The organism is Acidimicrobiales bacterium, from assembly GCA_034521975.1.
Taxonomy (GTDB): domain Bacteria; phylum Actinomycetota; class Acidimicrobiia; order Acidimicrobiales; family SKKL01; genus SKKL01.
Genome location: JAXHLR010000005.1, coordinates 329,370 through 356,166, shown reverse-complemented (window position 1 = coordinate 356,166; position 26,797 = coordinate 329,370). Strand labels below are relative to the sequence as shown.

The window sequence follows — 26,797 nt, the reverse complement described above, 5'->3', positions numbered from 1 at the left end:
GGGCTAGTGCAGCGAGCGACCGGTGAGCGACATCATCGTCTCGCCGAACGCCTCGCCGAGCGTGGGGTGGGGCTGGATGAAGTGGGCGACCTCGGCGACGGTGGCCTCCCAGTTGACCGACAGGTACGCCTGGCCGAGCAGCTCGGTGGCCCAGGGGCCGACCAGGTGCACGCCGAGGACCTGGCCGCCGGTGCCGTCATCGTTCTTCTCGGCGATGACCTTCACCATGCCCTCGGCCTCGCCGACGATCATCGCCCGACCGTTGCCTCCGAAGCGATGCTTGGCCACCACCACGTCGTGGCCGGCCTCCTTGGCGGCATCCTCGGAGAGTCCGGAGAAGGCGACCTCGGGGTGGCAGTAGATGCACCACGGCACCCGGTCGTAGTCGATGGGCTGGGGATCCTCGCCGAGGATGTCGCGGATGGCGACCATGCCCTCGGCGAAGCCGATGTGGGCGAGCTGGGGGGTGGCGATGAGGTCGCCGACCGCCCACACGCCCTCGACCGAGGTGCGGCAGTTCTCGTCGACCTCGACGAAGCCACGATCCGACACCGACACCTCGGTCTGGTCGAGTCCCAACAAGTCGGGATACGGGCGCCGTCCGACCGAGACGACGACCAGGTCGGCGTCGACCGACTCGCCGTCGCCGAACTCGACGCTGGTGCCCGACTCGCCCGGGGTGTGGCCGGTGACCTTGACATCGGTGCGGACCTCGACCTTGCGCTTCTTGAACGAGCGCTCGACCACCTTGGTGATGTCGGAGTCGAGACCGGGCAGGATCTTGGGCAGCGCCTCGAGCACGGTGACCTTCGAACCCAGATCGGACAGCAGGGATGCGAACTCGCACCCGATGGCGCCGCCACCGATCACGACCGCCCTCTCGGGAAGGTCGCGGATCTCGAGCACCTCGTCGGAGGTCACGACCAACTCGCCGTCGATGTCGAAGCCGGGGATGGTGCGCGGCACCGAGCCGGCAGCGAGGATCACCGAGTCGCCGGTGATGGCGACATCGCCCGACTCGCCACCGCTGACCTGCACGGTGCGATGGTCGGCATCGAGGCTGCCGGTGCCGTCGAACAGGGTGACGGAGCGGTTCTCGAGCAACCCGACGAGCCCGCCGGCCAGCTTGTCGACGATCCCCTGCTTGCGGTCCTGGGTGACACCAAGGTCCACCCCCGACGACTCGGCGAGCACACCGAAGTCCTTGGCGTGGTCGGTGGTTCGCAGCACCGTCGCGGTCTCGAGCAGCGCCTTGGCCGGGATGCAGCCGACGTGCAGACAGGTGCCGCCGATCTTGTTGCGCTCGATCATCGCGATGTTCAGTCCCGCCGACGCGCCATAGAGCGCCGAGGCGTAACCACCGGGGCCCCCGCCGATGATCACCACATCGAAGTGCTCCGACCCGGTGCCGGACTCGGGGTTCTCGTTCTCAGCCGTAGGGACCACCTCCAACGATGCGTTCGACCGTGGAGCCTACCGCCGAACCTTCCCGCTCTGACCGGGTGCGCCGGACCACTCGACCCCCTGGCACCGATCTGTGAAGAGTTTCCGACCTGGGTGGCGCTTTTCGCTTCACAGAAAGGTGTCGGCGACGGATCGACTAGCCCTATCCCCGCTGCTGCTGTTGCTGTTGCTGGGCGAGCTGCCACTGCGGGCCGACCGCCGCGACCCGGCGAATCTCCACCGCGGCATCGACGCCGTGCTCGGCCGTACCGGCGACAGTGCCCCGCAGCGGGGGCACGTCGTCGTAGTCGCGGCCGTGACCGATCTTGACGTGGCGCAACCCGACCTCGCGCTGGTTGGTCGGGTCGAGCGCCAACCACCCGAACCCCGGGATCGCCGCCTCGAACCAGGCGTGGGTCGCCACCTCGACCACCTCGGCGTCGGCGTCGGCCCCGGTAGCATCGTCGGCGGCGAAGAAGTACCCCGACACATACCGTGCGGGCACACCGACCGTCCGGCACAGCGCCACCGCCAGGTGTGCGAAGTCCTGGCACACGCCCTGGCCCGCGGCGAGGATCTCCTCGACGTCGACGCCGATGGCGGTCGACCCGGACGTGTAGGTGATCGATGCCCCGGCCAAGCGGTGCAGGGCCAGCACCAGGCTCACGACGTCGGTGCCCACGTAGTCGCGCTGGCGGGCCGCCGCGGCGGCGACGGCGTCGCCCCAATGGGTGTGGCCGGACGGTTGCAGGTACTCCCAGTGGGTGTCGACGAACTGCTCGTCGGCCAACGCATCGAGCCGGGGGGCGGTGGTGACCATCGGGCCCTGGCTGGTCTCGACCGCGGCTTCGGCCACGACCTCGAGCGACAGGTGCGGGGCCCTGATGCCGAAGGCGTCGACGCGGGTGCCCCAGTAGTCGAACGACGACGCCACCCGAGCCGACGGGTTGGTGGTGACGCGGTAGCCGATGAGCTGCTGACGGTCGTCCGAGGTGGGGCAGGCCCGCAGCTCGTTCTGGGACTCGCGCACCAACCCCTCGTAGGTGAAGGTGGAGCGGTAGCGGATGTCGAACCTCATGATCGACCTCCGGTGGGAACCGGCCCGGTGGGCACGAAGGGCGCGAACTCGTGCGAGTTGCGGAAGTACTCGGTGGCGACCGACTCGCCCACCCACCGGATGCCGCCTTCGACATCGACCAGGTAGAGCCGCAGGTCGCTCTGGAGCAGCTCGTGGATGTCGGTGAACTCGAGTCCGGCGCGGATCCGACCCAGCAGCCGTTGGGGTCGGGTGATCCGGCCGAACTGGGCGCCGAGGATGTCGAGCTCGGCTTCGGCCTGGCGCAACGAGAAGAACACGCTGCGGGGAAACACCGGCGACAACAGGAGGAACTCGATGACGTCGGTGGGGTCCTGCGAGCCGCGATAGGCCTTGCGGAACGCCTCGGCCGCCGACGCCGACTTGAGGGCGGCGAGCCACTGGTGGAACGACACGTCGCTCAGGTTCTGATAGCGGATGGCGAGGAGCCGGCACATCATCTGGGCTCGTTCGAGGTACCGGCCGATGGTCACGAACCGCCAGCCGTCGTCGCGGGCCATGGTGTCGGCCAGCACCCCGGTGATGGTCTGGCACCGTTGCTTGACCATCTCGTAGAGGTCGTAGGGCTGCTCGGTTAGGTCGGTGGCCACGTCTCGGGAGTGCAAGGCGAGGTAGAACGAGTTGAGCGACTGCCACAGCTCGGTGGGGATCAGCTCGCGCACGCTGCGGGCGTTCTCGCGAGCCCGCTCGATGCACGCGACCACGCTGTCGGCATTGGAGCGCTGGACCATCACGAACCGGTTGACCGCCTCGGAGGTGGCGGGCCGGCCGAGCTCGTCGAACGATGATTCCGAGCGCAGCACCTGGAGCAGGTCGCGCCAGGCCCGCTCGGACTCCCACGCCGCCGACTCGAGCAGGCTGTGGTAGGTGACGTCGAGCATCCGCGTCGAGTACTCGGCCCGCTCGAGATGGCGGCCGAGCCAGAACAGGCTCTCGGCGTGGCGGGACAGCATCATGGCTGAACACCTCCGGGGGTGTGCTCGGTCTGGTCGCCGTCGACCCCAACCGCCGGCATCTGGGTGGTCTCACGCCGATCGTCGCCCTCGACCCGTTCGAGCTCGGCACCCTCGGCCCGATCGCCGGGCCGCTTCAGGTCGCGGTCGGGGGCCAGGACCCAGGTGTCCTTCGATCCGCCACCCTGGGACGAGTTGACCACCAGCGAGCCGCGCCGCAACGCCACCCGGGTGAGCCCGCCGGGGATGACTTCGATCTTCTCGCCCGAGATGACGAAGGGCCGTAGATCGACGTGACGACCTTCGAGGTGATCGTCGATGAGCGTCGGGTGCCGCGACAGCGACACCACCTCCTGGGCGATGTACCCGCGGGGGTCGGCTTCGAGCTTGTGACGGAACGCCTCGATCTCGGCGTCGGAGGCGGCGGGACCGATGAGCATGCCGTAGCCGCCCGACTCGGCGACCGGCTTCACGACCAGGTCGCCGAGACGGTCGAGCACCTCGGCCCGGTGGTCGGGCTCGTCGAGCAGGTAGGTGGGAACACTGGCGAGGATGGGGTCCTCGCCGAGGTAGTAGCGGATGATCTCGGGCACGAAGGCGTAGATGGCCTTGTCGTCGGCGACGCCGTTCCCCGCGGCGTTGGCGATGGTGACGGTGCCGGCCCTGGCCGCGGCCATGAGCCCCGGCACCCCGAGCTGGGAGTCGGGGCGGAACACCACCGGATCGAGGAAGTCGTCATCGATGCGTCGGTAGATCACGTCGACCCGGCGCAGGCCGTGGGTGGTGCGCATCGAGACCACGTGGTCGTCGACCACGAGGTCGCGGCCCTCGACCAGCTCGACGCCCATCTGGCGGGCCAGGAAGGCGTGCTCGAAGTAGGCCGAGTTGTAGACACCGGGGGTGAGCACGACCACGGTGGGATCGTCACCCGCGGCGGGGGGCGCAACGTGCCGCAGCGCCCCGAGCAGCATCGCGCCGTAGTGGTCGACCGACCTCACCCGATGATCGGTGAAGGCCAGCGACAGCACACGGGTCATCGCCGCCCGGTTCTCGAGCACGTAGGAGATGCCGCTGGGATTGCGAAGGTTGTCCTCGAGCACCCGGTAGGTGCCATCGGCGTCGCGCACCAGGTCGATGCCGGCCACGACACACCGCGACGAGTGGGGGACGGCGAGGCCCGCGGCCTGGCGCTCGAACCCGTCGGAGGAGAGCACCATCCAGCGCGGGACGATGCCGTCGCGGATGATGGCCTGCTCGCCGACGTAGAGGTCGTCGAGGAACCGGTTGAGCGCGTCGACGCGCTGCACCAGACCGCGCTCGACCTCGGCCCACTCGTCGGGCGGGATGATCCGGGGGATGAGATCCATGGGGAAGGTCCGCTCGACGTCTTCCTCCTCGCCGTAGACGGTGAAGGTGATGCCCTGGGTTCGAAAGGCGGCATCGCGGAGCCGCTCGCGACGAGCCAGCTCGTCGGCGCTGAAGAGGCCGAGGCGCGCCACCAGTGCCCGGTAGTGCGGGCGAACCTCGCCGTCGGCGGTGAAGACCTCGTCGAAGAAGCCATCGTGGTCGTATCCGGCGAACAGTCCCCCGGTCATGGCCTCACCGTATCCACCGGCTGTGAACGCAACGTTTCGCCGCGCATCAGGTCGCGATCAGCACCTGGATGGTGAACGCCACCAGGATGGCGAGCCCGCACAACAGGGCGGCAACGATGAGACGGCGGGTGCTCATGGCTGCCAGGTTAGGACGCCGGTGTGACCCCGGCGTCGGGCAGGCTGGGGTCGCGTCGATTCAGCGCCGCCGACGTCGGCGGATGAACCCTGCGACCTCGGTGAGCACCAGGGTCACCAGCGCGGTGGCGAGGAGGATCAGCCACATCGGGGCGGTCACCTCCCAGAGATAGATGCTCACCGGCTGGTCGTCGGTGTTCTGGAAGATGAACACCGCCAACAGCACCGCCACCAGGGTGAGGCCCACGAGGCCGGCGCTGATCTGGAGCCCACCATCGTTCTCTTCATCTGCCACTGCGTCGTCCTCCCCGCTCGGTCACCACCGAGACCGTAGCCGTTCGTCCCCGGCCCCGATCGTGTCTCGGGGCCGAGCTGGCGGCAGACTGTCAGCACCGACCAGCAGAGGAGCCCAGATGGACGTCGTGATCTCAGGGGCCAGCGGCCTGGTCGGCACCGCGTTGCAGGCCGGCCTGCGCGAGCGGGGCCATACCCCCATCCCCCTCGTCCGCCGCGAGGTGCGCGACGGCGAGCGAGCCATCGAATGGGATCCCGACGGCGGCACGATCGACCACCGGAGCCTCGACGGGGTCGACGCGGTGGTGCACCTGGCCGGCGAGAACATCGGCGCCCGGCGCTGGACCGACGAGCAGAAGGCCAGGATCTTGAACAGCCGGACCCGTGGCACCACGTTGTTGGCCGAGGCGCTGGTCGGCCTCGACCAGCGGCCGGGCGTGTTCATCAGCGCGTCGGCGATCGGCTACTACGGCGATCGAGGCGACGAGGTGCTCACCGAGGCGAGCGGCCCGGGCGACGACTTCGTCGCCGAGGTCTGTGTGAAGTGGGAAGCGTCGTCGCAGCTGGCCGCGGCCGCCGGGATCCGCACCGTCAACACCCGGACCGGTGTCGTTCTGGCCACCGAGGAAGGCGCACTCGCCCGCCAGCTGCTCCCCTTCAAGCTCGGCGTCGGTGGCCGGTTGGGTTCGGGGCGTCAGTGGCAGAGCTGGGTCTCCCTCGCCGACGAGGTCGGCGCCATCTGTCACCTGCTCGAGGCCGACGTCGAGGGCCCGGTCAACCTCACCGCCCCGAACCCGGTCACCAACGGCGAGTTCACCAAGACCCTCGGTCGGGTGCTCAGACGACCGACGCTGTTGCCCATCCCGATCTTCGCCCCCGCACTGCTGTACGGACGGGAGCTGGTCGAGACCCTGCTGCTGGTGAGCCAGCGGGCTATCCCCAGCGTGCTCGAAGCCAGCGGCTACGAGTTCACCCACGCCAGCCTCGAGCCGGCGCTGCGCGACATCCTCGACCGGCCCGCCTGATCCATCCACCCAGGAGTCCAGATGCCAGAGCCTGAAGTGCGCGAACAACGTGTGGTGTCGGTCAGCCGCCTCATTCCGGCGCCGGCACGCGACATCTTCTCCATCCTCTCGGATGCGTCGAGGCATGCCCTGATCGACGGGTCGGGAACGGTGCGCGGCACGCGTGATGCCAAACCCGAACCGCTCGAGCTCGGCGCGAAGTTCGGCATGCGGATGAAGATGGGGGTGCCGTACCCGATCACCAACACCGTCGTGGAGTACGAGCAGGACCGACTGATCGCCTGGCGACACTTCGGTCGTCACATATGGCGCTACGAGCTCACGCCCGTCGAGGGCGGCACCGAGGTGGTCGAGAGCTTCGACTGGTCAAAGGCGCTGTGGCCGAAGGGAATCGAACTGGCCGGCTACCCGACGAAACACCCGCCAGCGATGGAGCGCACCCTCGAGCGCCTCGAAGAGGTGGTGTCCACCTCGTCGACCGGCTGACCTTGGCTGGAGCAATCGGAGACGGGCGGCGACGGATGCGCCGCCCGGCCTGATCACTTGGGCTGGAAGCGAAGCCCTCCGTCGACCCGCACCAGCTCGGCGTTCATGTAGTCGTTGGTGAGCAGCTCGAGCGCCATCGACGCGAACTCCTCGGCCGAACCCAAACGGTCGGGGAACAGGACGTCGCGCTTGAGCTTGGACTTGAACTCGTCCGAGCCCGGCCCCGACCCGTAGATCGGGGTGTCGATCAGGCCGGGGGCGATGCAGTTCACCCGGATGCCGGCCACCGAGAGGTCGCGCGCCATCGGCAGGGTCATGCCGATCACGCCGCCCTTGGAGGCCGAGTAGGACACCTGGCCGATCTGGCCCTCGATGCCCGCCACCGAGGTGACGGTGACGATCGCTCCCCGCTGGCCGTCGGCGTCGATGGGCTCGGTCTGGGACATGGCGGTGGCGGCCAGCCGGGCGGTGTTGAACGTGCCGACGAGGTTGACCGACAGGACCTTGTTGAACGCACCGAGGTCGTGGGCCGACTCGTAGGTGCCGTCGCGCCCGATGGTGCGGCTGGCGAACCCGATGCCGGCGGCGGTGACCACCGCACGCAGCGGGCCGAGCTCCTTGGCCGCTTCGACAGCAGCGATGACCTGATCGGTGTCGGCCACGTCGGCCTGGGCGAAGACGCCACCGATGTCGTTGGCGACCGCCTCACCCGCCTCGGCGTTCATGTCGACGATCACCACTCGTGCGCCCCGGTCGGCGAGACGCCGGGCCGTGGACTCACCGAGTCCGGATGCGCCGCCGGTGACCAGTGCTGATGCTCCGTTCAGATCCATGGCCGCAGGCTAGCCAGGCGCACCCCGGCGCTGTCACATCCGGCCCCGCTGTCTCGTCAGTTCGTCATACCCCGACACACAGGACAGGAGACGTGAGATGGAGCGCCATGACGTGGCGGTCATCGGCGGTGGGCTCGCCGGCTGGGCCGCAGCAGCGACCGCAGCTCGGGCGGGATCGACGGTGGTCGTGGTCGACCGCGACGGCGTCGGAGGCAGGGCCGCAACCGACCGCGTGGGGCGGTTCCTCTTCAACCGGGGGGCGCACGCGCTGTACGACCGCGGCCCGGGAGCGGCCGTCCTTCGCTCACTCGGGATCGAGCCCCGGGGTGGTCGGCCACCGGTGCGCGGCTGGCACGCGAGGGGGGCGTTCGTCGTCCACGTGATGCGGTACCTCCGAAGCGACGAGACATCGAGCCCCGACCGAGGTCGCCGCGCGCTCGAGGAGCACCTCGGGCTCGCAGGGGTGGCTCCAGAGACGATCGCCGAGGCCCGCTACCTCCACCGGATGACGGTCACCTCGTCCATGCCGGTGCCCGAGAACGGCGGGATGGCGGGCCGACCGTCCATCACCTCCACCGGCGACGACCGGATCCTGGTCGCCGGCGACTGGATCGGCCCGGAGGGCAACCTGGCCGATGCGTCGCTGACCAGCGGGGCAGCGGCCGGCCACCTCGCCGCGCGCCGTGCTTCCCCAACGGTGGCGAGCTGACGGTGCCCGAGCGAGCAACACTTGGCTCCATGGACTCACCAGAGGTCCTCTTCGCCTCCGAGCGTGCCCGTCTCGTCGGCCTCGCCTACCGCATCCTCGGCTCCCGGCTCGACGCCGAGGACGTGGTCCAAGAGGCGTGGTTCCGTCTGCAGCGGTCGGACCTAGAGTCCGGCCTGGTCGTGCTCGTTCGACCGGCAGCCGTTCCTCGCGGCGTCGTTCACGGTGGTCGACGGCCAGGTCAGCCGCGTGCACCTGATGCGCAACCCCTCGAAGCTGGCCGCGCTGGCTCTCGAGGGGGAGCTGGCCTAGCCGTAGAGCTTGGTGTCGAGCTCGCGGACCCTGGCGGCGAGGGCGGTCGCCACCTTCACCGCGATGGCGGGGATGGCCATCATCAGGCCCTTGAACTCGCGGGGGTCGAGGACCAACAGCTTCATCGGGGAGTCGGCGGTGACGGTGGCGCTGCGCAACCCCTTGTCGAGCAGCGACATCTCGCCGATGGTGTCGCCGGGACCGAGGTGGGCCACCTCCTTGCCGTCGACGGTGACCGTGGCCTCGCCCTCGACCACGATGAACGCCTCGCGCCCGGTCTCGCCCTGGCGCACCAGCACGGTGCCGGCATCGACGGTGTGCTCGGTGGTGGCCTTGGAGATCTCGACCAGCTCCTTGTGGTCGGCACCGGCGAACAGCGAGACCTTGCCGAGGTGTTCCAGGTAATCAGCCATGGCAGCGGAGGCTACTCGGCGCTCGAACCTGCGTCATCCGGGCCGACGCGCCGGCGCCCCGGCGCTGGGCCGGGGCACCGACTGTGGGTGATGTGCTCAGGTGCCAGGCTGGGACACCGCGGGCTGGGTGCCGAGGTTCACTCCTCGTCCTCGACGACCGGGTGGACGTGCACCTTCTCGGCAAGGGTCGGGATGACCAGGGAGGCCATGGCCACACCGAGCCCGCCGACGGCGACGCCCATCACCACGATCATCAGACCCAGGCCGATCACCAGATTGCCGACCTCGAACGCCATGACCGAGGTGTAGAGGCTGGTGCGCAGGTTGGCGGCGTTGAGCGCGGTGCCTCGGGCCGGGTCGTCGCGATCCATCTCCGCGTAGGTCAGTCCGCCGGTCGCCTCCATCGCGTGCACTTGGATGATGTCGGCCATCGCCTGGGCGGTGTCGATGTCCTTGACCTGGGTGTTGGGGATCCGAGCATCGCCAGGGGTGACGATGTTCTGGGCCTGCAGCTCTTCTCTGACCTGATCCTTGGCGTCGAGGCCGCGGTAGACGGTGTAGAGACCGGCCGCGCCGAACACGACACCGAGCACGATGAGAGCGATCGGAAATGCCTTCTTCATCATTGGGGGTTCACCTCGTTCCAAGTGAGCCGAATCTCGGCTTGCACTTGGAGGCCATTCTGTTCACAGTTGTACCAATCCGTCCCGGGGCCTTGTCCTCGAATGGTGGAGGACGAAGGTCCCGTCTGTCTCGGGAACCCTTGCCCGCGACCGTCAGCTCAGCCAGGTGCGCACCAGGTCGCGCAGGGGGTCGAGCCCGCTGCCCTTGGTGGCGCTCACCCACACCACATCGCCCGGGTCGAGGTCGCACCGCTCGGCCAGCTCGCGTTGACGCTTGCCGCGGACCGAGGCCTTGACCTTGTCGGCCTTGGTGGCGATGACGGTGTGGGGCAACCCATGGGACCGCAGCCAGTCGAGCATCTGGCGGTCGAGCTTGGTGGGACCGATCTCGCCGTCGATGAGCACCATGATCATGTCGAGCTGCTCACGCTCGACCAGGTAGCGCTCCATCATCTGCTGCCACTTGGCCTGCACCGCCTTGGGGGCCGAGGCATAGCCGTAGCCGGGACAGTCGACCAGGGCGGTGCCGTCGTCGAGCGCGAACACGTTGAGCAGGCGGGTGCGTCCCGGGCTCTTGGAGGTCTGAGCCAGGTTCTTGCGGTTGGCCAAGGCGTTGAGCAGCGAGGACTTGCCGACGTTCGACCGCCCGACCACGGCCACCTCGGCGCGGGTGTCGGGGAGCTGGTCGATCCGCGGGGCGGAGGTCACGAACTGCAGCCGCAGCGGCGCGCTCACCCGATCAGCCTCCCGTCGAACGCCAGCGGTCGAGCTGGCGGCGCTCGCGCTTGGTAGGTCGGCCCGCACCCCGGTCGCGCACCAGCGTGGGGGTGCGGTCGGTCTCGGGCACCGGCGGCGAGTGGTCGAGGTAGCAGCCGGCGGCGACCGAGGCACCGACCCGCTTGTCGATCACCTCGACCACCTCGACCACACGATCACGGCCGTGGATCCGGGCCGAGACGGTGTCGCCCACCCTGACCGGCGAGGCGGGCTTGGCCGGCCGGTCGTTGAGCTGGACATGGCCGCCGCGGCACAAGGTGGTGGCGTCGGAGCGGGTCTTGCACAGACGGATGGCCCACAGCCAGCGGTCGATGCGGGTGGACTCCATGGCCCCGATAGTACGTTCGGGGCATGCTGAGCCTCGACCGGCACGGCGACCACGTGATCCTGGCCGACGCGGCGTCGCTTCTCCCCGCCCTCGCCGACGAGAGCTTCCAGCTCATCTACATCGACCCGCCGTTCAACACCGGCACGGCGCAGCAGCGCTCGACGTTGCGGACCGAACGCTCCGCCAGCGGCGACCGCGTCGGGTTCGGGGGACACAGCTACGCCACCACCGAGCTCTCGCGCATCGGGTATCTCGACGCCTACGACGACTACCTCGGGTTCATCGGGCCACTGCTCGAGCACGCCCACCGACTGCTGCGCCGAGACGGCACCCTCTACCTCCACCTCGACCAGCGGGAGGCGCACTACTGCAAGGTCGCACTCGACTCGATCTTCGGCCGCCAGAACTTCCTCAACGAGGTGATCTGGGCCTACGACTACGGGGGCCGGGCCAAGGACCGTTGGCCCCAGAAGCACGACACGCTCCTCGTCTATGTGAAGGAGCGCGGCGCCCACCACTTCGACCAGGACGCGATCGAACGGATCCCCTACATGGCGCCCGGGCTCGTCAGCACCGACAAGCGCGAGCGGGGCAAGCTCCCCACCGACGTGTGGTGGCACACCATCGTCCCCACCAACGGCAACGAGAAGACCGGCTACCCGAACCAGAAGCCCGAGGGGATCCTCCGCCGAGTCATCTCGGCATCGTCAGCCCCTGGCGAGCCGGTGCTCGACTTCTTCGCCGGCTCCGGCACCACCGGTGCCGTCGCCCGTGAGCTCGGTCGGCGTTTCGTCCTCGTGGACCAGAACCCCGAGGCGATCGACGTGATGCGCAAACGCTTGGGCAGCGACACGGTCCGCTACCTCGACGCTGATGGTTCCGAGCTCGAGCTGCCGATCGCCTGACCCCGGCTCGACGAGGACGAGCGAGGCAGGCCTCAGGTGGCCGGTCAACGGCGAATGACGGTGACCGTGCACCGAGGTCCTGGAGCGCGAGCAAGTCGACCATCAGCGGTGACGAGCGGCGCCTCCAGCGCCTCCGCGACCGCGACGTAGGTGGCGTCGTAGGCACCGACGTTGTCGCGCAGCTCCCACATGCGAGCGAGCAGACCCGTGACACCAACACGCTCGATGCCGAGGCGCCGCCACACCTCGACGGCTCGAGTGGCATCGGTCGCGTTGACCTCGCCCCGCAAGACCTGGGCGCGGAGCGCCTGGACCACCTCCGAGTCGGCCAGGTGAGGACAGACGACCGAGGCCTCACGGAGCATCGCTCTGGCGTCGCCATCGTTGAGCAGACCGAGCACTGCCGCCGAGGCGTCGATCACGATCACCGCTCGCCGCGACCAGCCTCGACATCGCCGACGGTGACCGCCGCATCCACACCCAGGTCGGGAAGGTCCGCAAGCAGGGCGGGATTGTCGGCCCGGCGGGCGACGACGGCCAGCTCGCGGGTCGCGAACGCGGAGACCGACAGCCCCTCACGGGCAGCCAATCGTTCGAGCCGCTCGCCGACCTCATCCGGGACGTTTCGAAGGTAGAGGATCTTCATGTCGCAAAACGCTAGCGCGCTCGCTGCACTTTGCAATCACACTGGCTCGCGAACACGAACCGGTCGAGCCGAGCAGGCTCCCCGTCTCGGGTGCCCTGAACTCGGATGGCTCACCGACCGAGACCACGATCCACAGCAGCAGTGCACCGCTGAGGACGATCCCCCCGATGACGAGGCCGACGAAGCGAGCCAACCAACCGCTGTTGCGTCGCCGGTGGTCGCTCCGTGTCGAGTCAGCTGGCTCCTCGCGCGGCCGGTCGGAGTCTCCACCAGGGTCCTCGACGATGGTGTCGGCCACAAACCTTTGTCAACATGGTTCGCCAGAGCCGGTGACGGACCGGCTGTGCTCAACCGAACGTCTCTACCGACACACCCAGGAGGCGGTAGGTGCTCAGCGCGCGTCGATCCCGGCTTGCGAGCGGAACGCCCGCCGACAGCGCAGCAAGGGCGACCAACCCGTCGTAGGTGGCTCCGCCTGCGACGCCGGCACCGGCAAGGACGGCTGGGGCCGAGCGAACCGACTTGGCATCGAGGAGCGCCGCCGGCTCGAATCGCTCCCGCAGGAGACGGACAGCGTCCGCCGGGGCGACACGTGCGTCGCCCGGTAGCCGAGTGAGGACCGCGTACGTCTCGTGCAAGGCATGCCCGGCGAGCGCGGCCGACCGATCGCCGAGCGACGCACCGACAGCTCGGTGAGCGACATGCGAGGTCACGAGCAACGGGACAGCCACGCTGGTGTCCAGGACCACCTCGGTCATCGACGGCCGGCGTCGACCAGCGCCAACACGTCGTCATCGGTGACAGGTGTTTCCGCGACGGCAACGAGGCGCCCATCGCGATCCTCGAGTCGAGCAGTACGGCTCACTGGAGTGATGTGCAGCCCGTCCCCGTATTCGCTGACATCGACCTTCATGCCTGGCGTGAGCCGCAGCCTGTCTCGCAAGGCCTTGGGGACCACGATCCGACCGACCTCGTCAACGGTAGCTTCCATTGGGATGAGCCTACCAGCCTGCTCCCAGTTGGCGTAGAGCCGCACGACTCGTTCGGACGGTCAGAGATCGCCAGACCGCACTGATGGGCCCCACCCGCCGCCGCCGGGCGTCAGCATTCGCAGCACGTCGCCAGTCGCGAGGCGGAGCGTGCACTTGTCGGGCAGGCGCTCGGCTCGGGCCTCGTCACCCCCAGGCAGTAGCCAGTTCTCCCCCACCGCACCGGGCTCGCCCCCAGCGAGACCCCACGGCTGGCTGACACGGCGCTCGGTGATCAGGCTCACGGTCACGTCCTCCAGCATCTGCAGATCGCGCTCGATGCCCTCCCCGCCCGGAGACCATCCGGTACCGCCGCTCCCCCGGCGCAGTCGATAGCGCAGCACTCTCATGGGGAACGCCCGTTCCAGTGCCTCGATCGGTGTGTTCTTCGTATTTGTCATGCACGTATGAATTCCCGACTGGCCAGGCACGCCCACCACCGACTGGTGTCCTTCGTCGACAGCGTTGGTCATGCACGTGTGAATTCCCGACTGGCCAGGAACTCCCGCCACCAATCAGCAGTCAACTTGATCTGCGTCGGCCATTGCGGTGTGGATCCAGGTACTACCTGCAGCTGAACCAGCCATGGCTCGACGCACGCGTCGACTGAGTGCAATGCGTGAGGCGGACACTTGTCTACGGCCAGGGTCAGCGGCTCACGCCACTGTGTCGGGCATCATCGACGTGGCCATGCGGCTGCGAGCTGGAGCGAGCGATGACGGATTCGGACGACAAACGACTGGTGCGGCCCACGCTCCGATGTCTGGTCGACGACCTTGCGCTGGAGGTAGGGCCGGACGAGCTTCGAGTGGCGCTTCGGACGGTCGTCGAGGACATGGGCGCCGACCCCACGCATCTCCTACCTTGCTCCCTGGTGGACGCGGAGCACCCTGTCCTCGACAAGGCGAACCTGATCGCCAGCGACGACGCGGCACCTCGAGAGCGGATCGTGGCCATCACAGACCGTCACGTGATCAAGGTGAAGACCGGCGACCGCCGTGCCGCGCTGTGGCAAGACGACGACGGTATCTGGTGGCTCCTCGCCGCCGGTCGGCGCAAGGACGACGGGTCCGGTGACTTCTACCGGGATCTCGAGCGGTTCGCGACGGACTCGTCGCCCATCGCCCCAACCGAGGCCGACGAACGCTACCGCCGACTCGAAGAGGCCTACGAGGTCGAGTGTGGAGTCGAACGGGAGGCGCACGGCCAGGTCCTGGGTGCTCTCCTTGCCGCCGCCCGATCCCGTGGATCAACGGTCGACGCCGAGGTGTTTGGTGCCACGCTGTCGATGAGAGTCATGCCCGACGAGGGCGGCATGGCCGTGCTGGAGCTGAGCTGGGAGTTCGCTCAGTTCGAACACCAGGATCGCTTTCCCATGGACGTGCTTGCCATGGTGCCCGGACGCGAGAGCATCGATGACTGGGACTACCTCCCGCCGCGCAGGAATGACGACTCACCGCACTCCTGGTTCACCTATGTGACCGAGGAGTGGGTCGAGCACATGGCCACCTCCGCCGAGCTCGACGATCTGCTGACCAACGGCGACGCCTGGACACCGGTCAACCCATTGAGCGACGGCTCCGAGCACTTCAGCCACCTCGCGAAGGGGTCCACAGTGACCTTGGCGTACGCGACCGGCATCGAGATCGTCGCCATCTGCGGTGCCAGCGTCGTTGCCCACCGGGACTACGAGAAGTTCCCCATTTGTCCGAGTTGCCAGGAGAACCTCGACCTACTCCGACGTCTCAAGGGCTCATCCGAGTCCTGACCTGCCAGGACTACTGGAGGCCGGCTGCGCGTGCGGCTCGGGCGCGACGACGATCGTCGGCGGTGGCCACAGCCTCACGGGCCTGCGTCTTGGCTCGGCCCCGTTCGGTCAAGATGCGCATGACCTCGTCGGCAGGGACACGCACTGCGTTGCCAACGGGGAAGCTCTCGATGCGGCCTTCTTCGCAGAGGCGTGTCAGATGGGTGCGTGACACGCCGAGCAGCTTCGCTGCCTCGTTCGAGGTCAGGGGCTTGCCGGTGGCGACTGCCGCGACGGATTCGCCACGCGAGTAGGCAGCAACCGCAAACAGAAGCTGGGCTCGTACGGCCTCAGGGAGCGACTCAAGATCGATCTTGCCGCTGGTCGCAGCATCCTCGGCGACGTGACGAAGCTTCTCGCGCTCGTCATCAGCAAGGTCGGCGGGGTCGACAACGTTCACGGGTGAGTTTCGCATGAGTCCGTTCTCCTGGGGCAGGACTTAATAAATGCCACAAGTGACATACCTGCGTCAAGAGCTACGATACAAGCCGTGCCTGGATATCCCCAGGTCGAATGTCACACCCCGCCCGCATACTGACACCCGAGGCAAACCACACGCCTGTAATCCGATGACCGCCTGAAGGACCTGCTGATGTCCAAGATTCATGACCTGCTCGATCAGATCCGCGACGACGTCGCTCCGAGCGACACCACTCTGAACACTGCCCGCGAGCACCGGGACGCTGTCTTGTCTTCAGCCGGGTCCTTCGACGGAGCGCTTCGCACCTATCGCTCCGGCTCGATCGCCCACGGAACGGCCAACGACGACACTGATGCCGACTGTGGGGTCGTGCTCGACAGGCGAGTCTGGAGTGCGCTCGGACCGGACGGCGACGACGACGGCCCAGGCCACGCTGTGGAGCAGGTCCGCAGCAAGGTTCGCTCCGACCTCAACGACGACGGATGGGATGTGTCGACGCGGCTGACGAAGCGAGCGATCGAAGTGAAGTTCCCTGACGGGCCGAGCGTCGACCTCATCGTCGGGCTCACCCGGAAGAACGCTGTCGGTCTCTGGATCCCGAACCTCCATGCGGGCAGCTGGGATGCCTCTCATCCTGAACGGCACACCGAGCTGCTCACCGACGGCCCGAAGGCGCTCCGGGTGACCCGGGCACGAGCGATTCGCTTGGCCAAGACGTGGAACAAGCAGCCGACGCAGCCGGGCCTGTGCAGCTTCAACCTCGAGGCACTCGCTCTCTCGGCCGTCGAGTCCGGCATGGGTGTCCCGGAGGCCCTTCATGCCATCGCCGACTACGGGGCGACCGACCTGGCCAAGCGCCTCACGCCCGACCCGGCCGATGTGTCGCCGCCAATCAAGCTGCTCATCGATCGAGCCATCGTGGTCAGCCGGCTGACCGCTCTCGCTTCCTCATTGGCCAAGGCGCTCGAATCGGACGACGACGACGAGGTGCAGGACCTCATCGCCGCTGCCTTTCCGAACTACCTGGAGCCGGCCGACCGCCAGTCCCAGGCATCGATCTCCGCTTCACTCCGAGGCGGAAACGAAGGTGCTCGCTACACGGCGAGCGGGATCGCCGTAGGTGCTGGCAGCCAGGTCAAGACCACTCGGTCGTTCGGGGGATGAGGAAGCGCTACCACGGGCCGTGGTTCGGTAACGACACCGAACGGGCTCGGTTCGAACTGGCCGCACGAGCACGTCGCCTGCCCTTCCATCGGCATCGTAGCGGCGAGGGCATCGAGTACATCGTTCCAATCGTCCTCGGCCACTTCGAGGATCGGACGGCGACAATCAGCTTTCGGGCCGATGCTCCGACCTTCGTCCGCGTCGAGGTCGACGGCCCCAACGAGTCCCCGCATCGCTACCCGGACGACCATCTGTGCATGTGGCATCCCGATGATGCCGAGACGAACCGGTGGGTGTTCGGCGACGGGCTGGGCGACCTCATCGACCACATCGCCCTCCACCTCTACAGAGAAGCCCATTGGCGAGAGACCGGCGAGTGGTTGGGTCCCGAAGCGGCGCACAGCCCGAAGGTCGCAGCATGAACCCGGCGTACGTCCCGGCCCTCATCGCAGGTGGGTTCGCGCTCCTCGTTGCTCTCCTCAGCCCAGCATTCACCGCTGCGGCGGAACGACGACTGCGCAAGCGTGAGGTACTGGCGAAGGCCGTAGGTGCCCTCGCCTCCTACCGCGAGTACCCCTACGTCATCCGCCGCCGGGACGAGTCCAACCCAGAAGCGGAGCGACGTCGGATCTCGACCGAGGTAATGGCAATCCAACGCGAACTGACCGAGGCCTCGATCTGGATCGGGGCCGAAGCCCCGAAGCTCTACGACGGGTATCGGACCGCCGTCGAAGACCACCGTCGAATTGCTGGCAGGCTGATGAACGAAGCGTGGGGCCAACCCGCAATGTCCGACGACGCTGGAATGAACATCGCTGACCTTCACGACGAGCTTGCGCCGCTGCGCGACCACGATGCCTTCCTCGCTGAGCTGATCCGTGACGAGGTGACCTTCAGGTGGAACCCGTTCCGGTAGCCCTCCCCCAGCCGCCTCCGCCCGGCGTCAGCATTCGCAGCACGTCGCCAGTCGCGAGGCGGAGCGTGCACTTGTCGGGGAGGCGCTCGGCTCGGGCCTCGTCACCCCCAGGCAGCAGCCAGTTCTCCCCCACCGCACCTGGCTCGCCCCCAGCGAGACCCCACGGCTGGCTGACACGGCGCTCGGTGATCAGGCTCACGGTCACATCCTCCAGCATCTGCAGATCGCGCTCGATGCCCTCCCCGCCCGGAGACCATCCGGTACCGCCGCTTCCCCGGCGCAGTCGATAGCGCAGCACTCTCATGGGGAACGCCCGTTCCAGTGCCTCGATCGGTGTGTTCTTCGTATTAGTCATCGCGGTGTGGACACCGCTCATCCCCGGACCCGACGGGCCACCACCCTGGCCGCCGCCGACGGTCTCGTAGTACACCCACCCGGCGCCGCCGATCAGCACGTTGTTCATCGTTCCCTGCGAGGCTGCCGGGACCCGGTCGGGCACCACCTGGGCGAGCGCGCCGAAGCACACATCGGCCACCCGCTGGCTGACCTCCACGTTGCCGGCCCCGACCGCCGCTGGTGAGAGCGCGGCCACGATGCTGCCTGCGACGGTGACCACCTCGACCGCTCGGAACGCTCCCCCGTTCGCGGGAATCGTGGGATCGAGAACCGCCCGGAGCGCGAACGCCACCGACGACACGGTCACAGCTTCGACGGCGTTGACGTTTCCCCGTCGCTGAGGATCGGTCCCGGTGAAGTCGAAGCGCACCCGGTCGCCGACCACCTCCACGGCGACCACGATGCGGGCGGGCCTCTGCTGGTCGGCAGCGGCCCCGGTCGAGTCGACGACGTCGCTGAACCTCCACGTGCCGTCGGGCAGCTCGGCCAGCGCCGCCCGCATCCGCCGTTCGCCGTAGTCGATCACCTCGTCGAGCGGAGCGTCGGCGAACCGCGCCAGGCGCTCGACGCCCAAGACGTTGGCCCCCACCTGGGCGTCCAGATCGCCGGCCCGCTCCATGGGAGTCCGCGAGTTGGCCAGCAGCAGACCACGCAGACCCTCGTCGAGGCGAGTGGGCGGGATGCGCAACCCCTCCTGGTAGATCTCGGTGGCATCGGCGGGGATCGACCCGGGGGCCGAACCTCCGACATCGGCGTGATGGGCACGGTTGGCGGCGAAACCGACCAGGCGCCCGTCCACGAAGCAGGGGGCCACCACGGTGATGTCGTTGAGATGGGTCCCACCCGCGAACGGATCGTTGAGCACGATCTGGTCCCCGGGTGAGAGCTGATCGCCGAACGCGTCGATCGCCGCCTGCACACTCGCCGGCATCGAGCCCAGGTGGACGGGGATGTGCTCGGCCTGGACCAGCAGCGCGCCGTCGGCGGTGAAGAGGGCGGCCGAGCAGTCGGCCCGCTCCTTGATGTTGGGGCTGAACGCCGATCGACGCAGCACCGCGCCCATCTCCTCGGCCACGCCGGTGAGGCGCGAGATCAGGACCTGGAGCGCCGCGGGATCGAGCGTCACCGCGACCGCCGGGTCAGCACCAGCGCACCGTCGAGTCCTGGCTCGGCCTGCCAGCGGTCCGGGACCCACGTCGTGGAGTCGGGATCGGCGATGGTGGCCGGTCCCACGACGATGTGTGCGGGCCGCTCCACCGGTGCCAGGTCCTCGATCGACACCGGGGAGGGACGGACTGCGGTGGCCCTGATGGCGATCACCTCGACCGGATCACCGGCACGGCTGTAGCCGTTGCGACGCCGGTGTTCGTCCTCGAACGCGTCGACCGACGCCACGGTGATCTCGTGGCTCTGGCCCAGGTAGCGACAGTCGACCGTCGTGGTGGCGACCGCCCCCTGGCCCACCAGCGCGGTGGCCTCGGCCGCCAGCGCATCCAATGCCTCGTCCAGGCCGGCATGGCCGGTCGGGGTCGGCCACGACTGCACCAGATCACGTTGAACGGGCGAGGTCAGGATGCCCACCGCCGACAGCACGCCGGCCCGCGCCGGGACGATCACGGTGGCGATGCCCAACGCATCGGCCAGCTCGGCCGCGTGGAGCGGACCTGCCCCACCGAAGGCAACCAAGGCGAGCGAACGGGGGTCGACCCCCCGTTCGACGGTGGCCGCACGCAAGGCGCGCTCCATGTTGGCGTTCACCACCGCCAGCACCCCCTCGGCGCCGACACCCGCTCGCTCGAGCGCCTCCGCTGCTCGCCGATCGTCGAGGCTGATGCCGCCGAAGGTCGCCCCAGCGGGGATGCGCCCCGCGGCCACGTTGGCGTCGGTGACGGTGGGCTCATCACCACCTCGGCCATAGCAGGCGGGGCCGGGGCGGGCGCCTGCGCTGCGGGGGCCGACCACCAGCGCGCCCCCGGGGTCGATCGACGCGATGGACCCGCCCCCGGCGCCGATGGTGAACACGTCGAGCGCGGGAAACCGCACCGTGAAGCCCGCGACCTCCCGCTGGGCCGCGGGGGCGGGTGCCCCGTCGAGCACGAGGCACACGTCGGTGCTGGTCCCGCCCATGTCGAGGGTCACCGCGTCGGCGAATCCGTGGGCCGCCGCGACCGCGGCACCCGCCCGCACCCCGCCCGCAGGCCCGGACAGCAGCAACGAGGCGGGGAGCTCGCTCGCAGTGCGGGCCGGGACCAGCCCACCCGCCGAGGTCATGACCATCACCTCGTGGGCGGTGCCGGCCAGATCGGTGAGGTACTCGCGCAGGATCGGACGCAGCGCGGCGTTCACGACCGTGGTGACCGTGCGCTCGTACTCGCGGACCTCCGGCGACACGTCGTGGGAGCAGCACACGTCGCGACCGCCTGCGCCGAGCAGTTCCGCGACCACGTCCTCGTGTCCGGGTTCGAGGTCGGCGTGGAGGAAGCAGATCGCCACCGCATCCGCATCGATCACGGCCGGCACGTCACCCAACTGCACCGGCTCCAGCTCGGTTCCATCGGCCGCCATCCGCCCGCGCACCTCGAACCGCAATGCGCGAGCGACGAGGGGCACCGGCCGTCGCACCGTCGGGTCATAGAGCGAGGGGCGGTCCTGGCGGGCGATCTCGATCACGTCGGCCAGGCCGACGGTGGTGACCAGCGCGACCGACGCAACCCGGCCCTCGAGGAGCGCGTTGGTGGCAACGGTGGTGCCGTGGGCAAGGGTCAGGTCGTCGGAGGAACCGAGCTCGGCCACACCCTCGGCCACGGCGACGCCGGGGTCCTGAGGGGTCGACAGGACCTTCGCGATGCGACCGTCGGCGGCGACCAGATCGGTGAAGGTACCGCCGGTGTCCGAACCGATCCGCATGGCGGTCACGGTAGCTGGGACCTGCACCCGGATCCCCCGGCCACCCATCCCCCCGAGAATGAGCCGATCGACCCGCTGCACCGCCCCACCGATCGCTCTAGCATTGCGGTCGACGGCGGGGCCGACCCCCGTCGGGATGCCACGAACCAGATGCCCGAAGACGAGCTCTCGCCTCGATCCGCCCGGCGGATCCGTGCCTTCGGGCGACGTCGCGCCCGGAATGAGGCGGACGACTCGGTCCAGATGGACGACGACACCGGTCACGCCTGGTGGGCCCAACGGGACACCCTCGACAACCTGGTCGACCCGAAGCCCCATGGCCAGGCCGCCCGGGCGCGACGTCTGGCCGACGCCGCCTTCGCCCCGGAGGGCTCCACCGCCCCTCGCCGGCCACCATCACCGTCCTCCGATCCGACCCGCCCCAACCCACCACGGTCCAGCTGGGCTCCCGAGGACGTCTTTGCGTGGGCGGCTCCGCCGGAACCCGAGCCGGTCGACCAGAACGGGCACACCCCCTGGGATGTCCTCGGCCTGACATCGGATGCATCGTGGCCCGAGGTCGCCCGGCGCCACCGCCAGCTGGCCAAGCAGCACCATCCCGACCGCCACGGCAGCAGCGACCTGACCGCCCGTGCCCGTGCCGAGAGCACGATGTCGCAGATCAACGCCGCGTTCAGCGACCTCCGTCGGATCTACCGACTGACCAACGACCTCTGAGCAGATCCCCGCTGCATATCTTGACCCGGATTGGGGTATCACTGATGGGTGACTCGCGATCCTGCATCTGATCCGGGTGCCGGCGATCTGCCCCTTGGCACCCATCCGCTGCCGTTCATGCTCCTCCTGGCCATCGTGGCCGTCGCCGCGGTGGTGGCCAGCACCTCGTTGGCGGGCCTGGTCGGGGCCGGAATCCTGGAAGGAGGCCCGACCCTGGTCGAGGTGCCCGACCTCGTCGGCGACGACGAGCAGCAGGCGCGCACGGAGCTGCAGGAAGCAGGGCTGGTCCCGGTGATCATCACCGCCCAGAACGTGCAGGTCCCACCCGGCGAGGTCACCGCCCAGGAACCATCGGCCGGTGAGAGCGTCCCGAACGGAACCTCGGTCGAGGTGAGAGTCAGCGTCGGCGACGAGTTTGCCCGCGCCCCCGACCTGCGCGGCTCACCCAGCCACGAGCTGTTCCTGCTCCTCGCTGCCTACGGGCTGTCGGTCGGCGAGGTCAGCTACCAGCAGAGCGACGCCGCCGCCGACGAGGTGCTCAGCCAGGATCCCGCTCCCGGCAAGCTGATCGAGCGCGGCAGCACCATCGACGTCGTGCTGTCCACGGGTCCGCCGATGATCGACATCCCCGACGTGCGGCGCGAGCCTGAACGAGACGCGGTCCGGATCCTCGAGGACGCCGGGTTCGAGGTCCACATCCTCGACCGCTACTCCGGTTGGGTCAGCAGGGGCAGCGCGGTGTCGACCGAACCCGAAGCCGACGAACAGGCACCGCGCGGCTCACGGCTCATCCTCTACATCTCCCGCGGCGCGCCCCCCACCACCACCACGTCGACGACGACCCCGCCGTCGACGACCACGACCGCACCTCCGACCACGTCGACGACCTCCACCACCACCCCCGGCGAATCCGACCCCTCGAACCCGGCCGACGAGATCATCACCCCCGGCGGATCCGGCTCCTCGAGCCCGGCCGACGAGATCATCGTCCCCTGACGGTGAGCGCCTGAGTCCCTCTCACGCCGGTTCCAGGTACCACACCTCGGCACCCAGATGGTCCTCGAGGCTCGACGCCAGCCGCGACAAGCTCGGGTCCTGGCGGTCCCAGACGAGGATCGCCGACGCGACGTTGCGGGCCAGCCAGGCGTCGCGACGAGCCAGCGATGCACCGGCCGCCTGGGCCGTCGCGGGGACCTTCCGTTCGAGGGTGACGGTCTCGGCGGCAGCCTCGAGCAGTTCGGCGAAGTGCCGGCGAGCAGCAGGTGGCCAACGTGAGTCCGGGTCGGGGTGGGGAAGCACGGCCACCAGGGGGAGGCCGACCTCGATCGCCGCTTCGGCACCGAGCTGTTCGGCTCCCAGACGCAGGCCCGACACCACGACCAGGTCGGGATCGAGCTCACGGCGGGCCGCGAGGATCTCCGCCAGCGAGTGCCGGACCCCCCGAGCGACGGGGTTGTCGTCGTAGCCCCCGAGCGCAGGAGGCCGGTGGCCGAACACCGCCACGCCGTGCTCGGCGATCGCCAGGTCGGGCAGGCGGTGGTCGCGCCGCGCCCCCGCGAGGGGGGCCCCGGCGGCCCCGGTCGCGTCGGTGGGCAGCTTCGACACGTCGGGCAGGGTCGCCCCCGACCGCCCCCGCTGCTCGGCGGCGGCGGCCACCGCCAACCGGTCGGCCATGTCGTTGAGCGGATCGCCGCCGTGGCCCTTCACCCACCGGAAGCTGACATCGCCCCGCTCGAGGACGAGGTCGATGAACGGCTCCCACAGGTCCCGGTTGGCGACCGGCTCCTTCTTCGAGTTGGTCCACCCCCGCCGCAGCCAACCCTCCCACCACCGGTCGCGGAAGCAGTTCACGACATAGGTCGAGTCCGACACGATCTCGATCGGACCCTTCGCCGCCCGCACGGCTTCGAACGCGGCGGTGATCTCCATGCGCTGGTTCGTGGAGCGCCGCTCTGCGCCGCTGGCCCAGGGGCCATCGGGTCGGACCCACGCCCACCCTCCCGGTCCGGGGTTCCCGCTGCAGGCACCGTCGGTGTAGGCCACGAGCGTCATCGCCGACGAGCATGCCACAGGCCGCGATGCCCGCCGTCGGTGTGCGTGCAGGCTCGGTATGGTGAACGGACCTGCGCTTCGCGACCCCCGAGTGAAGGATGCCCCAGCAGTGATCATCGACGGCTTCGTCCACCAGCTCCCAGACATCGACCCCACCGAGACCGAAGAGTGGTTGGACTCGCTCGACGCGGTCGTCGGGACCCGCGGATCCTCACGCGCCCGCTACCTGCTCTCCAAGTTGCTCGTCCGTGCCCGAGAGCTGCAGGTCGGGGTGCCGGCCAGCGTCTCGACCCCCTACGTCAACACCATCCCCAGCGAGGAAGAACCGTGGTTCCCCGGCGACGAGGACGTCGAACGTCGCATCCGGCGCTTCATCCGGTGGAACGCGGCCGTCATGGTCATCAAGGCCAACGAGGCCGCCGACGGGATCGGTGGCCACCTGTCCACCTTCGCCTCGTCGGCGTCGCTCTACGAGGTGGGGTTCAACCACTTCTTCCGGGGCAAGGACAGCGGCCTCGCCGGCGACCAGGTGTACATCCAGGGCCACGCCGCTCCGGGCATCTACGCGCGGGCGTACCTCGAGGGCCGCCTCACCGAGTCCGAGCTCGACCGGTTCCGCCGCGAGATCGGCGGGGGCGGCCTGTCGAGCTACCCCCACCCCCGGCTGATGCCCAACTTCTGGGAGTTCCCCACCGTGTCGATGGGGCTGGGTCCCATCAACTCGATCTACCAGGCGCGGTTCAACCGCTACCTGCATCACCGCCGGGTCGACGACACCAGCCAGAGCCGGGTGTGGTGCTTCCTCGGCGACGGTGAGGTCGACGAGCCCGAGACCCTCGGATCGATCTCGCTCGCCGCGCGTGAGCGCCTCGACAACCTGGTGTGGGTCGTCAACTGCAACCTCCAGCGCCTCGACGGTCCGGTGCGGGGCAACGGCAAGATCATCCAGGAGCTCGAAGCGATCTTCCGGGGTGCGGGCTGGAACGTCATCAAGGTCGTGTGGGGCTCGCGCTGGGACGAGCTGCTCGCCCGCGACGTCGACGGCGTGCTGCTCAACAAGATGAACGACACCGTCGACGGCGAGTTCCAACGCTATGCCGTCGAGTCCGGCGCATACATCCGCGAGCACTTCTTCGGTCCCGATCCCCGGCTGCGCCAGCTCGTCGACCACCTCTCCGACGAGGATCTGCGGGCGCTGCCCCGCGGGGGCCACGACCACCGCAAGCTCTACGCGGCGTACCGCATGGCGACCGAGCAGGAGGGTGCCCCCACCGTCATCCTCGCCAAGACCGTCAAGGGCTGGACCCTCGGTCCCGACGTCGAGGGTCGCAACGCCACCCACCAGATCAAGAAGATGACGATGCAGCAGTTGCGGAACCTGCGCGACCGGCTGCATCTCCACGACGACATCGCCGAGGATGCTCTGGCCGACGACGCCGATCCGCCCTATGTGCGCTTCGACACCGACTCGGTCGAGTACCAGTACCTGATGGACCGTCGCAAGGCGTTCGACGGCCCCGTGCCCCAACGGGTGGTGCGCGAGCGTCGGGCCCTCACCATGGCCACCGACGGTCCGTTCGAGGAGCTCTACTCGGGATCCGGCGACCAGGAGGTGTCCACCACCACCGCCTTCACCCGGGTGCTCCGCAACCTCATGCGCGACGGCGAGTTCGGGCCCCGGGTGGTGCCGATCATCCCCGACGAGGCACGCACCTTCGGCATGGACGCCATGTTCCGCGAGTTCAAGATCTACGCCTCGCAGGGCCAGCTCTACGAACCGGTCGACGCCCAGTTGCTGCTGTCCTACACCGAGGGCCAGGACGGCCAGATCCTCGAGGAGGGCATCACCGAAGCCGGCTCGATGGCCAGCTTCACCGCCGCCGGCACCTCGTACTCGGTGCACGGCGTACCGATGGTGCCGTTCTTCACCTTCTACTCGATGTTCGGGTTCCAGCGGGTGGGCGACCTCATCTGGGCCGCGGCCGACGCCCGGGCCAAGGGCTTCCTCTGCGGCGCGACCGCGGGCCGCACCACGCTGTTGGGCGAGGGTCTGCAGCACCAGGACGGTCACAGCCACGTGCTGGCCGCGACGGTCCCCACCATCCGGGCCTATGACCCCGCGTTCGCCTACGAGATGGCGGTCATCGTCCGCGAGGGCATCGCCCGCATGTACGGCGACGGTGAGGAGGTCATGTACTACCTCACCCTCTACAACGAGAACTACCAGATGCCCGAGCGGCCCGACGGCGTCGACGACGGCATCATCGAGGGCCTCTACCGGTGGGCACCGGCACCCGAAGGCGCCGAACACGGCGCCGCCATCCTGTTCTCGGGCAGCATGCAGGGTGGCGCCCGAGCAGCCCAGGCCGAGCTGGCCGAGCACTACGGGGTCGGCGCCGAGCTGTGGAGTGCCACGAGCTACAAGGGCCTCCGCGACCAGGCGATGAGCACCGAGCGGTGGAACCGGCTCCATCCCGGCGAGCAGGGACGCATCCCCCGGGTGACCGAGCTGCTCGGCGAGGGATCGGGTCCGGTGGTGGCGGTCACCGACCACATGACCCTCGTCCCCGACCAGATCGGTCGCTGGGTGCCGCGCACCTTCGTACCCCTCGGCACCGACGGGTTCGGCCGCAGCGACACCCGCGAGGCCATGCGCCGCTTCTTCGAGATCGACACCGGCCACATCGTGGTGGCGACGCTGTGGGGTCTCGCACGCGACGGTGTCATCGAAGCTGAACTGGTCGACGATGCCATCCGCCGCTATGACATCGACCCTGACGCCACCGATCCCAAGGTGACCTGGCCCGAGGACTGATCCC

The 26,797-nt window shown here is 68.9% G+C and carries 29 protein-coding genes; 11 read left to right on the top strand and 18 right to left on the bottom strand.

The window, feature by feature from the left end; genetic code table 11:
• Positions 1–3: 3 nt before the first annotated feature.
• The 5 genes from lpdA to U5K29_08570 form a co-directional block, all read right to left on the bottom strand.
• A complete protein-coding gene (gene lpdA / locus U5K29_08590) occupies positions 4–1,446 on the bottom strand; it encodes a dihydrolipoyl dehydrogenase (protein MDZ7678598.1) in 1,443 nt (480 codons plus the stop codon).
• Between the two features lie 160 nt (positions 1,447–1,606).
• Positions 1,607–2,521: a transglutaminase family protein gene (locus U5K29_08585; protein ID MDZ7678597.1), complete on the bottom strand. Its 915-nt coding sequence runs from the start codon at positions 2,519–2,521 to the stop codon at positions 1,607–1,609.
• Entirely contained in the window at positions 2,518–3,495 is a 978-nt protein-coding gene (locus tag U5K29_08580) for an alpha-E domain-containing protein (GenBank protein MDZ7678596.1), read from the bottom strand. Before U5K29_08580 ends, U5K29_08585 begins: the two co-directional genes overlap by 4 nt.
• Complete coding sequence (locus tag U5K29_08575; protein ID MDZ7678595.1) at positions 3,492–5,087, bottom strand: circularly permuted type 2 ATP-grasp protein; 1,596 nt, start codon at positions 5,085–5,087, stop codon at positions 3,492–3,494. Before U5K29_08575 ends, U5K29_08580 begins: the two co-directional genes overlap by 4 nt.
• Positions 5,088–5,283: 196 nt before the next feature.
• Positions 5,284–5,517, bottom strand: coding sequence for a hypothetical protein (locus U5K29_08570; GenBank protein MDZ7678594.1), 234 nt, complete (start codon positions 5,515–5,517; stop codon positions 5,284–5,286).
• A 118-nt stretch (positions 5,518–5,635) separates the two neighbouring features.
• Between U5K29_08570 and U5K29_08565 the strand changes: the two genes are divergently transcribed.
• Positions 5,636–6,541 (top strand): TIGR01777 family oxidoreductase, encoded by a 906-nt coding sequence (locus tag U5K29_08565; protein ID MDZ7678593.1) that lies wholly within the window; start codon positions 5,636–5,638, stop codon positions 6,539–6,541.
• A 21-nt stretch (positions 6,542–6,562) separates the two neighbouring features.
• Positions 6,563–7,027, top strand: coding sequence for an SRPBCC family protein (locus U5K29_08560; GenBank protein ID MDZ7678592.1), 465 nt, complete (start codon positions 6,563–6,565; stop codon positions 7,025–7,027).
• A gap of 53 nt (positions 7,028–7,080) precedes the next feature.
• Here the strand turns inward: U5K29_08560 and U5K29_08555 are convergent, their stop codons facing one another.
• Positions 7,081–7,860, bottom strand: coding sequence for an SDR family NAD(P)-dependent oxidoreductase (locus tag U5K29_08555; GenBank protein MDZ7678591.1), 780 nt, complete (start codon positions 7,858–7,860; stop codon positions 7,081–7,083).
• Between the two features lie 97 nt (positions 7,861–7,957).
• Here U5K29_08555 and U5K29_08550 point away from each other — a divergent pair, with 97 nt between their 5' ends.
• Positions 7,958–8,569, top strand: coding sequence for an NAD(P)-binding protein (locus U5K29_08550; GenBank protein ID MDZ7678590.1), 612 nt, complete (start codon positions 7,958–7,960; stop codon positions 8,567–8,569).
• Positions 8,570–8,874: 305 nt separating this feature from the next.
• Here the strand turns inward: U5K29_08550 and U5K29_08545 are convergent, their stop codons facing one another.
• From U5K29_08545 to U5K29_08530, 4 genes are all read right to left on the bottom strand, one after another.
• Positions 8,875–9,291: a cyclic nucleotide-binding domain-containing protein gene (locus U5K29_08545; protein ID MDZ7678589.1), complete on the bottom strand. Its 417-nt coding sequence runs from the start codon at positions 9,289–9,291 to the stop codon at positions 8,875–8,877.
• Between the two features lie 137 nt (positions 9,292–9,428).
• Entirely contained in the window at positions 9,429–9,914 is a 486-nt protein-coding gene (locus U5K29_08540) for a hypothetical protein (protein MDZ7678588.1), read from the bottom strand.
• A gap of 153 nt (positions 9,915–10,067) precedes the next feature.
• A complete protein-coding gene (gene yihA, locus U5K29_08535) occupies positions 10,068–10,649 on the bottom strand; it encodes a ribosome biogenesis GTP-binding protein YihA/YsxC (protein ID MDZ7678587.1) in 582 nt (193 codons plus the stop codon).
• Between the two features lie 4 nt (positions 10,650–10,653).
• The gene (locus U5K29_08530; protein ID MDZ7678586.1) at positions 10,654–11,019 is read right to left on the bottom strand and encodes an RNA-binding S4 domain-containing protein; all 366 of its coding nucleotides are present in this window, start codon (positions 11,017–11,019) and stop codon (positions 10,654–10,656) included.
• Positions 11,020–11,042: 23 nt separating this feature from the next.
• On the opposite strand from U5K29_08530, the gene U5K29_08525 reads away from it, so the two are divergent.
• Positions 11,043–11,924, top strand: coding sequence for a DNA methyltransferase (locus U5K29_08525; protein ID MDZ7678585.1), 882 nt, complete (start codon positions 11,043–11,045; stop codon positions 11,922–11,924).
• Positions 11,925–11,968: 44 nt separating this feature from the next.
• Here U5K29_08525 and U5K29_08520 read toward each other — a convergent pair whose 3' ends face one another.
• The 4 genes from U5K29_08520 to U5K29_08505 form a co-directional block, all read right to left on the bottom strand.
• Positions 11,969–12,352 carry a type II toxin-antitoxin system VapC family toxin gene (locus tag U5K29_08520; protein ID MDZ7678584.1) on the bottom strand — a complete coding sequence of 128 codons (384 nt, stop codon included), beginning with the start codon at positions 12,350–12,352 and terminating at the stop codon, positions 11,969–11,971.
• Entirely contained in the window at positions 12,349–12,570 is a 222-nt protein-coding gene (locus tag U5K29_08515; GenBank protein ID MDZ7678583.1) for a hypothetical protein, read from the bottom strand. Before U5K29_08515 ends, U5K29_08520 begins: the two co-directional genes overlap by 4 nt.
• A gap of 754 nt (positions 12,571–13,324) precedes the next feature.
• Positions 13,325–13,606 (bottom strand): AbrB/MazE/SpoVT family DNA-binding domain-containing protein, encoded by a 282-nt coding sequence (locus U5K29_08510; GenBank protein ID MDZ7678582.1) that lies wholly within the window; start codon positions 13,604–13,606, stop codon positions 13,325–13,327.
• Positions 13,607–13,621: 15 nt separating this feature from the next.
• Positions 13,622–14,071 (bottom strand): hydantoinase B/oxoprolinase family protein, encoded by a 450-nt coding sequence (locus U5K29_08505; protein MDZ7678581.1) that lies wholly within the window; start codon positions 14,069–14,071, stop codon positions 13,622–13,624.
• A gap of 401 nt (positions 14,072–14,472) precedes the next feature.
• Here U5K29_08505 and U5K29_08500 point away from each other — a divergent pair, with 401 nt between their 5' ends.
• Positions 14,473–15,366: a DUF3039 domain-containing protein gene (locus tag U5K29_08500; GenBank protein ID MDZ7678580.1), complete on the top strand. Its 894-nt coding sequence runs from the start codon at positions 14,473–14,475 to the stop codon at positions 15,364–15,366.
• Positions 15,367–15,376: 10 nt separating this feature from the next.
• On the opposite strand, the gene U5K29_08495 is transcribed toward U5K29_08500, so the two are convergent.
• Entirely contained in the window at positions 15,377–15,820 is a 444-nt protein-coding gene (locus U5K29_08495) for a helix-turn-helix domain-containing protein (GenBank protein ID MDZ7678579.1), read from the bottom strand.
• A 177-nt stretch (positions 15,821–15,997) separates the two neighbouring features.
• Here U5K29_08495 and U5K29_08490 point away from each other — a divergent pair, with 177 nt between their 5' ends.
• Genes U5K29_08490 through U5K29_08480 form a run of 3 tightly spaced genes read left to right on the top strand, consistent with a single transcriptional unit; the run spans position 15,998 to position 17,906 of the window.
• Positions 15,998–16,990 carry a hypothetical protein gene (locus tag U5K29_08490; GenBank protein MDZ7678578.1) on the top strand — a complete coding sequence of 331 codons (993 nt, stop codon included), beginning with the start codon at positions 15,998–16,000 and terminating at the stop codon, positions 16,988–16,990.
• Positions 16,987–17,412: a hypothetical protein gene (locus U5K29_08485; protein MDZ7678577.1), complete on the top strand. Its 426-nt coding sequence runs from the start codon at positions 16,987–16,989 to the stop codon at positions 17,410–17,412. Before U5K29_08490 ends, U5K29_08485 begins: the two co-directional genes overlap by 4 nt.
• Positions 17,409–17,906, top strand: coding sequence for a hypothetical protein (locus U5K29_08480; protein ID MDZ7678576.1), 498 nt, complete (start codon positions 17,409–17,411; stop codon positions 17,904–17,906). Before U5K29_08485 ends, U5K29_08480 begins: the two co-directional genes overlap by 4 nt.
• Here the strand turns inward: U5K29_08480 and U5K29_08475 are convergent.
• A complete protein-coding gene (locus U5K29_08475) occupies positions 17,884–19,428 on the bottom strand; it encodes a hydantoinase B/oxoprolinase family protein (GenBank protein MDZ7678575.1) in 1,545 nt (514 codons plus the stop codon). The two genes, U5K29_08480 and U5K29_08475, sit on opposite strands and share 23 nt — an antisense overlap.
• Positions 19,425–21,209, bottom strand: a complete 1,785-nt coding sequence (locus tag U5K29_08470; GenBank protein ID MDZ7678574.1) for a hydantoinase/oxoprolinase family protein — start codon at positions 21,207–21,209, stop codon at positions 19,425–19,427. Before U5K29_08470 ends, U5K29_08475 begins: the two co-directional genes overlap by 4 nt.
• A gap of 150 nt (positions 21,210–21,359) precedes the next feature.
• Here U5K29_08470 and U5K29_08465 point away from each other — a divergent pair, with 150 nt between their 5' ends.
• Positions 21,360–21,926 (top strand): J domain-containing protein, encoded by a 567-nt coding sequence (locus U5K29_08465; protein ID MDZ7678573.1) that lies wholly within the window; start codon positions 21,360–21,362, stop codon positions 21,924–21,926.
• A gap of 48 nt (positions 21,927–21,974) precedes the next feature.
• Positions 21,975–22,922: a PASTA domain-containing protein gene (locus tag U5K29_08460; GenBank protein ID MDZ7678572.1), complete on the top strand. Its 948-nt coding sequence runs from the start codon at positions 21,975–21,977 to the stop codon at positions 22,920–22,922.
• Positions 22,923–22,943: 21 nt separating this feature from the next.
• On the opposite strand, the gene U5K29_08455 is transcribed toward U5K29_08460, so the two are convergent.
• Positions 22,944–23,978, bottom strand: coding sequence for an RNase H family protein (locus U5K29_08455; protein ID MDZ7678571.1), 1,035 nt, complete (start codon positions 23,976–23,978; stop codon positions 22,944–22,946).
• A 115-nt stretch (positions 23,979–24,093) separates the two neighbouring features.
• On the opposite strand from U5K29_08455, the gene aceE reads away from it, so the two are divergent.
• Positions 24,094–26,793, top strand: coding sequence for a pyruvate dehydrogenase (acetyl-transferring), homodimeric type (gene aceE / locus U5K29_08450; protein ID MDZ7678570.1), 2,700 nt, complete (start codon positions 24,094–24,096; stop codon positions 26,791–26,793).
• The last annotated feature ends 4 nt before the right edge of the window (positions 26,794–26,797 follow it).